Annotated in this window: 7 protein-coding genes; 4 read left to right on the top strand and 3 right to left on the bottom strand. The window is 35.0% G+C overall.

Annotated features, from left to right (window positions below; translation table 11 throughout):
• Nucleotides 1-255: 255 nt before the first annotated feature.
• Complete coding sequence (gene gapA, locus A9G28_RS11130; protein ID WP_065567930.1) at nt 256-1,251, top strand: glyceraldehyde-3-phosphate dehydrogenase; 996 nt, start codon at nt 256-258, stop codon at nt 1,249-1,251.
• A 145-nt stretch (nt 1,252-1,396) separates the two neighbouring features.
• Here gapA and cspE read toward each other — a convergent pair whose 3' ends face one another.
• The 3 genes from cspE to yjgA all read right to left on the bottom strand — a co-directional run bounded on the left by cspE (nt 1,397) and on the right by yjgA (nt 3,127).
• Nucleotides 1,397-1,606, bottom strand: coding sequence for a transcription antiterminator/RNA stability regulator CspE (gene cspE, locus A9G28_RS11125; protein ID WP_025315032.1), 210 nt, complete (start codon nt 1,604-1,606; stop codon nt 1,397-1,399).
• 389 nt (nt 1,607-1,995) lie between these two features.
• Complete coding sequence (gene ppa / locus A9G28_RS11120; RefSeq protein ID WP_065567931.1) at nt 1,996-2,526, bottom strand: inorganic diphosphatase; 531 nt, start codon at nt 2,524-2,526, stop codon at nt 1,996-1,998.
• 64 nt (nt 2,527-2,590) lie between these two features.
• Nucleotides 2,591-3,127 (bottom strand): ribosome biogenesis factor YjgA, encoded by a 537-nt coding sequence (yjgA, locus tag A9G28_RS11115; protein WP_065567932.1) that lies wholly within the window; start codon nt 3,125-3,127, stop codon nt 2,591-2,593.
• A 76-nt stretch (nt 3,128-3,203) separates the two neighbouring features.
• On the opposite strand from yjgA, the gene pmbA reads away from it, so the two are divergent.
• The 3 genes from pmbA to rpoZ all read left to right on the top strand — a co-directional run bounded on the left by pmbA (nt 3,204) and on the right by rpoZ (nt 6,748).
• Nucleotides 3,204-4,556, top strand: a complete 1,353-nt coding sequence (pmbA, locus tag A9G28_RS11110) for a metalloprotease PmbA (RefSeq protein ID WP_065580706.1) — start codon at nt 3,204-3,206, stop codon at nt 4,554-4,556.
• Between the two features lie 8 nt (nt 4,557-4,564).
• A complete protein-coding gene (locus A9G28_RS11105; protein WP_141673681.1) occupies nt 4,565-6,307 on the top strand; it encodes a SulP family inorganic anion transporter in 1,743 nt (580 codons plus the stop codon).
• A 150-nt stretch (nt 6,308-6,457) separates the two neighbouring features.
• On the top strand, nt 6,458-6,748 hold the full coding sequence (gene rpoZ, locus A9G28_RS11100; RefSeq protein ID WP_065567934.1) for a DNA-directed RNA polymerase subunit omega: 291 nt from the start codon (nt 6,458-6,460) through the stop codon (nt 6,746-6,748).
• Nucleotides 6,749-6,763: the final 15 nt, after the last annotated feature.

Raw genomic sequence — 6,763 nt, 5'->3', positions numbered from 1 at the left:
AATGGGTTTTCTGACTTATTTTTAAGTGCAAAAATGCCCCATTTTTCACGCTCTTTCGTGTTTATAATTTTATTCAAGATTATTTAATAACATAATGATTTTATTTGTATTAATTCAATAAAGTTTGCGCGTGCTTTAATCTATTTAATCAAATCGTGTTTAATTATTAGGAATCTTCTTGAATAAGTCTTTAAAATTTGATAGTTTACAGGAAAGATTTTTAACATTAAAAACACTAAAAAGAAGGTAATTGTTATGACTATTAAAGTAGGTATTAATGGTTTCGGCCGTATCGGTCGTATTGTTTTCCGCGCTGCTCAAAAACGTTCAGACATCGAAATCGTTGCTATCAATGACTTATTAGATGTTGAATATATGGCTTACATGCTTAAATATGATTCAACTCATGGTCGTTTTGATGGTACTGTTGAAGTTAAAGACGGTAAATTAGTGGTTAACGGTAAAACAATCCGTGTTACTGCAGAACGTGATCCTGCAAACTTAAAATGGGACGAAGTGGGTGTTGATGTTGTTGCTGAAGCAACTGGTTTATTCTTAACTGACGAAACTGCTCGCAAACATATCCAAGCTGGTGCCAAGAAAGTTGTTTTAACTGGTCCTTCAAAAGACAACACGCCAATGTTCGTTATTGGTGTTAATGATAAAGAATATGCTGGTCAAGATATCGTTTCTAATGCGTCATGTACGACTAACTGTTTAGCGCCTTTAGCTAAAGTTATTAATGATAACTTTGGTATTGTTGAAGCATTAATGACAACCGTTCATGCAACAACTGCAACTCAAAAAACAGTTGATGGTCCATCTCATAAAGATTGGCGTGGTGGTCGTGGTGCGGCTCAAAACATCATCCCTTCATCAACTGGTGCGGCTAAAGCGGTAGGTAAAGTTATTCCTGAGTTAAACGGTAAATTAACAGGTATGGCTTTCCGCGTTCCAACACCAGACGTTTCTGTTGTTGACTTAACTGCTCGTTTAGAAAAACCAGCTAAATACGAAGATATCTGTAAAGCAATCAAAGCGGCTGCTGAAGGCCCAATGAAAGGCGTGCTTGGCTATACTGAAGATGACGTTGTGTCTACCGATTTCTTAGGTGAAGTTTGTACATCTGTATTTGATGCTAAAGCAGGTATCCAATTAAGCGATAACTTCGTTAAATTAGTATCTTGGTATGATAATGAAGTTGGTTATTCAAACAAAGTATTAGATTTAATTGCTGTTGTTTCTAAATAATTAGCATTTAACTTGGTTAAAAAGCGACTTTTGGGTCGCTTTTTTTATGCTAAATTTTGAGTAATTTTAGATTTATTTGGCATAAAAAACGCCCACCTTTTAAGGTGAGCGTTTTGCTAGTATGGAAATAAATTAGTTAGATAAACTAAATAACAACAACTTCAGCTGCTGCTGGTCCACGAGGGCTATCTTGGATCGCAAATTCAACTTGTTGCCCTTCAGCTAAGGTTTTAAAGCCATCACCTGAAATAGCAGAAAAATGAACGAATACATCTTTGCTTCCATCCGCAGGAGTTATAAAACCAAAACCCTTACTTTCGTTAAACCATTTTACTTGGCCTGTTTTTTTATTCATTTACTAGACATCCTAACAATAATTAATAATTAGCCTTTTAGGCTCGTATGGGCTTTAACACTGTATTAATTATGTAACTCAAAACCATGATAAAGCTATCAAAATTACATTATTAAAGTTAATTGATTTCATAATTTCAACGTTGTTGTTTACCCAGTGCTATTACCGCATAAATTATAATCAAAAGCAAGATGTTAATAATAATTTTTTTTCTTAGAACATGGTTTTTTCTTAAATTTTTAGATAATTACTTAGAAATTGATAAAAGACAAATTATTGCATGATTCAAGCGCTGAAATTACTTCAAAAGTTGGCGTATTATAAAATAAAAAGCCATAAAATATTATTTTATGGCTTTGGATTAACAGTGACTTTTTTGTTATTCAATTTTATTTGTTTTTTGCTCGTTCAAATGACTCAAGTATTTCTTTACGAGCGGCATCGGCATTGTCCCAACCGTCAACTTTTACCCATTTACCTTTTTCTAACGCTTTGTATTGCTCAAAAAAGTGTTTGATTTGTGATTTAAGTAGTTCAGGTAAATCATCAACATCTTTAATGTGATCATATTCTTTTGACAGTTTAGTATGAGGTACAGCAACAAGTTTTGCATCTTGGCCTGCTTCGTCTGTCATTTTTAATACACCAACAGGGCGACAACGAATCACTGAGCCTGGTTGTAATGGATATGGCGTTGGGACTAAGACATCAACAGGATCACCATCTAATGATAATGTATTATTGATATAACCATAGTTGCATGGGTAAAACATGGCTGTTGCCATAAAACGGTCAACAAATACAGCACCAGTATCTTTATCGACTTCATATTTTATTGGATCAGCATTAGCCGGAATTTCAATCACAACGTAAATATCATCAGGTAATTCTTTACCAGCAGGTACATTTAAAAGTCCCATTTTTGTATCCTCTATCTAAGTTAGTATAGTGTTTGTTAATAACAGTAAGCGCACATTATAAAGATTATTCTGTATCGCTCAATTCTTTTAAATATTGAAAAATTTGCCTTGCCGTTTTGGTAGGTTTATTGGCTTCTTGCTCTTTTTTGGCTAAACGCGCTAAGGTGCGTAGTTGCTGGCGATTGGCTGTTGGATATAAGCTCATGATAGTTTCCGCATCGCCTGTCGCAATCAGGTCATCTCGTAGTTTTTCGAGTTTATGAAATAAAGAAATTTGTTGATTGTGACGATTTTTGAGCTTATCAAGGGCTTGGCTAATGGGATCAATATCTCGGCTACGTAGTAGCTTGCCAATGTATTGGATTTGTCTGCGATACCCTTCTTTTTTTATTTTCTGAGCAAGTTCAATAGCATAAATAAGATCTTCATCGAGAGGAATTTTTTCCAGTTCGTTTTTGCTTAAATTAACAAGCTCAACACCTAATTTTTTTAGCGCTTCCGCATCACGTTTGATTTCGCTTTTACTAACGTAAATGATTTCATCGTCTTGGGTGTCAATAGCAAAGTTGGGTTCTAAATTTGTCTCTTGATTATGATTCATGTTATTTCTTTTGTTAACTAATATTCAATTCTAGCTTATTATAACGTATCACTAGCAGAATTGTAGAAAATAATAAATGAGTATTGAACAAATTAAAAAAGAAGCGATAAACCAAAAAGAAAATTTATCAGCTATTGTCGATAATGCTATTAAGCAAGCAAAGTTACGAGTGGATGCTGTTGAAGTATCGATTAATCAATCAACGGGTATTAGTGTTAGCACCCGAATGGGGGATACCGAAAATGTTGAATTTAATAGTGATGGAGCTTTATCCATTACTGTTTATCAAAACCAACGTAAAGGCAGTGCATCAACCAATGATTTATCCCCTTCGGCGATTTTGCAAACGGTGGATATGGCGATTAATATTATGCAATATACATCACCCGATCCTTGTTCTGGTTTGGGCGATGTAAGCCAAATGGCATTTAATTCTCCTGATTTGGATTTATTTTATCCAAGTGATTTAAATGTCGATAATGCCATTGAACAGGCAAAACAAGCTGAATTAACCGCGCTCAATCATTCAAAGCTAATTAGCACTGATGGTGGTTATTTTAGTAGCCGATATGGTGTTTATGTCTATGGTAATAGTTTAGGAATGCTACAAGGTTATTGTGCAAGTTCACATTCGCTTTCATGTTCAGTTATTGCCGAACAAGCAGGACAGATGGAAAGCAATTATGCTTATACCTCATCACGTGATTTCAGTGAATTAAAATCAGCAAGTTGGGTGGGTACGCAAGCAGCTGACAGAGCAATATCGCATTTAGGTGCTAAGCAAATCGCAACCATGCAAGCTCCAGTACTGTTTAGTGCTGAAGTTGCTGTTGGGCTTATTAGGCATTTAGTCAGTGCCATCAGTGGTGGCGCAATCTATCGTAAATCCTCATTTTTATTAGACTCTGTTGGGCAGGCTATTTTTCCTAAATGGCTGACTATTTATGAAGATCCTTATATTTTAAAAGGTATTGGCTCTTCGCCTTTTGATAGTGAGGGTACAAAAACAGTTAAGCGTAATATTGTTGAGCAAGGCGTGTTGCAAACTTATTTATTAAGTAATTATTCAGCGCGTAAATTGGGTTTAACATCAACAGGTCATGCTGGTGGGATTCATAATTGGCTTATCTCGCCTAGCCAAACTCATGCTAGCTTTGATGATATGCTTAAAAAACTGGATAAAGGCGTTGTCGTTACTTCGTTAATGGGACAAGGTGTTAATAGTGTAACTGGCGATTATTCACGCGGAGCCACTGGATTTTGGGTTGAAAATGGGCAAATCCAATATCCTGTTAGCGAAATTACGATTGCCGGCAATCTTAAAGATATGTATAAAAACATTGTGGCAATAGGTAATGATATCGAAACGAGAACTAATATTCAATGTGGTTCGATTTTGATTGATGATATGAGCATAGCTGGAAAATAAGGATTAGTATGGGTCGTTTTTTTAACAATGCTTTTTTTCAAAAATTAGCTTTGTGGATGCCAGGATTAAGTAGCCTATTACAGTATAAACGAGAATATCTTAATTTTGACATTAAGGCGGGGTTATCGGTTGCGGCAGTTTCGTTACCAGTGTCAATTGCTTATGCTGAATTGACAGGTGTTGGTGCGATAGCAGGACTATATTCGACCATTTTGCCTTTAATTGTCTATGCGCTTTTTGGATCTTCGAAACAACTGATTGTCGGCCCTGATACGGCAACATGTGCTGTCGTTGCGGCTGTTGTGTTGCCGTTAGCAGCTAATGATCCCATATTACGTTGGCAATTAGTCATGATATTAACAATAATGATTGGTATTTGGTGTATTATCGCAGGAAAGCTACATCTTGGCGCTTTGGCTGACTTGCTTAGCCAGCCTATTTTAATTGGTTTGCTTAATGGTATTTCAATCACCATTATGGTTGATCAGTTAGCAAAAACACTTGGTTTTAGTTATGATTATTCTTATCTGATTGAGCGAATTGTTTATTTACCTTTTAAAATATCGCAAATCCATATAGCCACGGCACTGGTTTCATTTTTTACTTTGTTTATATTAATTGCTTTAAAGCGATTAAAACCGTTATATCCAGCGCCATTATTAGCCGTCATTGTGATGACATTTTTTTCATGGTTATTTAATTTTGAGTATTTTAATATCCGTATTATTGGTAATGTGAGTGGAGAGTTTATCCCTGCCAAATCATGGCTTGATTTTGATAAAGGGTTGATGCGTGATTTAGTTGTTCCCTCACTGAATATTGCTATCATTTGTTTTGTCAGTATGATGATAACCGTGCGCAGTTTCGCATCCAAAAATAACTATGAAACCAACGCTGATATCGAATTTAAAGCGCTAGGTATGGCTAATATTGTAGCGGGGTTATCACAAGGTTTTGTTGTTAGTGGCACCTCATCAAGAACTGCTGTTAATGATGCCAATGGTGGTAAAACTCAGTTAGTTTCAATTATTGCTGCTATATTAATTGGTATTGTCGTGTTGTTTTTTCTTTCGCCTTTACAATATATTCCCACTTGTGTATTAGGCATAATTTTGATTTATTCATCCATTTCGTTAATTAATTTTCAAACAATCATCCGCTTTTTTAAATTTGATCGAGATGCGTTTTATTTAAGTTTAACAACACTGATTTCAGTTCTTGTGATAGGTATTATTCCCGGTATGGCCCTGTCGGTGTTACTTGGGATATTTTTATTTTTGCGCCGTGTCTTTAGGCCGAAAGATCAATTGTTAGGTGTTGATGCAAGTGGTCGAATTCATTCAATAAGCCAAGGTGTTAAACCAATCAATAATACTCTGATTTATCGATTTAACTCTCCACTAACTTATTTTAATATTGCCTATTTTAAACGGAGAATTATTAGTTATATTGATGAAGCAAAAGAGCCAATAAACTATGTGATTGTTGATGCAATTCCTTGTTTTACTTATAAAGACGTGAGTGTGTTGTCAGGAATTGATGAATTAGTAAGATCCTTAAAAGTAAGAAACACCATGTTAATCTTATCCGGTCGGCGTAAAACACTCAAAAATTGGTTTAAACAAATGAATATTAAGCTTGATAACGATCATATTGATTTTGCTTATGATCTTTATTTTGCTGTGAGATTAGTGCAAAGTAAAGAGCATATGGATAATAAAATTGATGATGAATATGAAAAGTTATCGTAATCAATGATAAAAACCTAGCAATTTTTTATTATCTAAGATCCCTTTATTTCAATGTATAAAACAATATTAATATAGACAAATCACTACAAATTTAAGTAGAATATCAGATCTTTCAAATGAAGCATTTTAGTAAACAATTTAGAGGTAAAAATGGCACGTGTAACTGTTCAAGATGCAGTAGAAAAAATTGGTAATCGCTTTGATCTCGTTATTGTAGCAGCAAGACGCGCTCGTCAATTACAAGTTGAAAATAAATCACCGCTTGTTCCAGAAGAAAACGACAAAGAAACGGTTGTTGCTTTACGCGAAATTGAAGAAGGGCTTGTTAATAAACAAATTCTTGATATTGCTGATTTCCAAGCGCGTCAAGATGAAGAAGCAGAAGCACGTGCAACACTTCATGAGTCGATTCTTCTCGAAAACACACCATCATACGAATAAGCTTTACAGGAATTG

The organism is Gilliamella sp. Fer1-1 (assembly GCF_001690825.1).
Lineage (GTDB): Bacteria > Pseudomonadota > Gammaproteobacteria > Enterobacterales > Orbaceae > Gilliamella > Gilliamella apicola_C.
This window is presented reverse-complemented; position numbering and strand designations above follow the sequence as displayed.

What these genes read in the sequence shown, in the direction of transcription:
- rpoZ (WP_065567934.1), top strand. Translation starts at nt 6,458, where the DNA reads ATGGCACGTGTAACTGTTCAAGATGCAGTAGAAAAAATTGGTAATCGC.
- cspE (WP_025315032.1), bottom strand. Translation starts at nt 1,606, where the DNA reads ATGAATAAAAAAACAGGCCAAGTAAAATGGTTTAACGAAAGTAAGGGT.
- gapA (WP_065567930.1), top strand. Translation starts at nt 256, where the DNA reads ATGACTATTAAAGTAGGTATTAATGGTTTCGGCCGTATCGGTCGTATT.
- A9G28_RS11105 (WP_141673681.1), top strand. Translation starts at nt 4,565, where the DNA reads ATGGGTCGTTTTTTTAACAATGCTTTTTTTCAAAAATTAGCTTTGTGG.
- pmbA (WP_065580706.1), top strand. Translation starts at nt 3,204, where the DNA reads ATGAGTATTGAACAAATTAAAAAAGAAGCGATAAACCAAAAAGAAAAT.
- ppa (WP_065567931.1), bottom strand. Translation starts at nt 2,526, where the DNA reads ATGGGACTTTTAAATGTACCTGCTGGTAAAGAATTACCTGATGATATT.
- yjgA (WP_065567932.1), bottom strand. Translation starts at nt 3,127, where the DNA reads ATGAATCATAATCAAGAGACAAATTTAGAACCCAACTTTGCTATTGAC.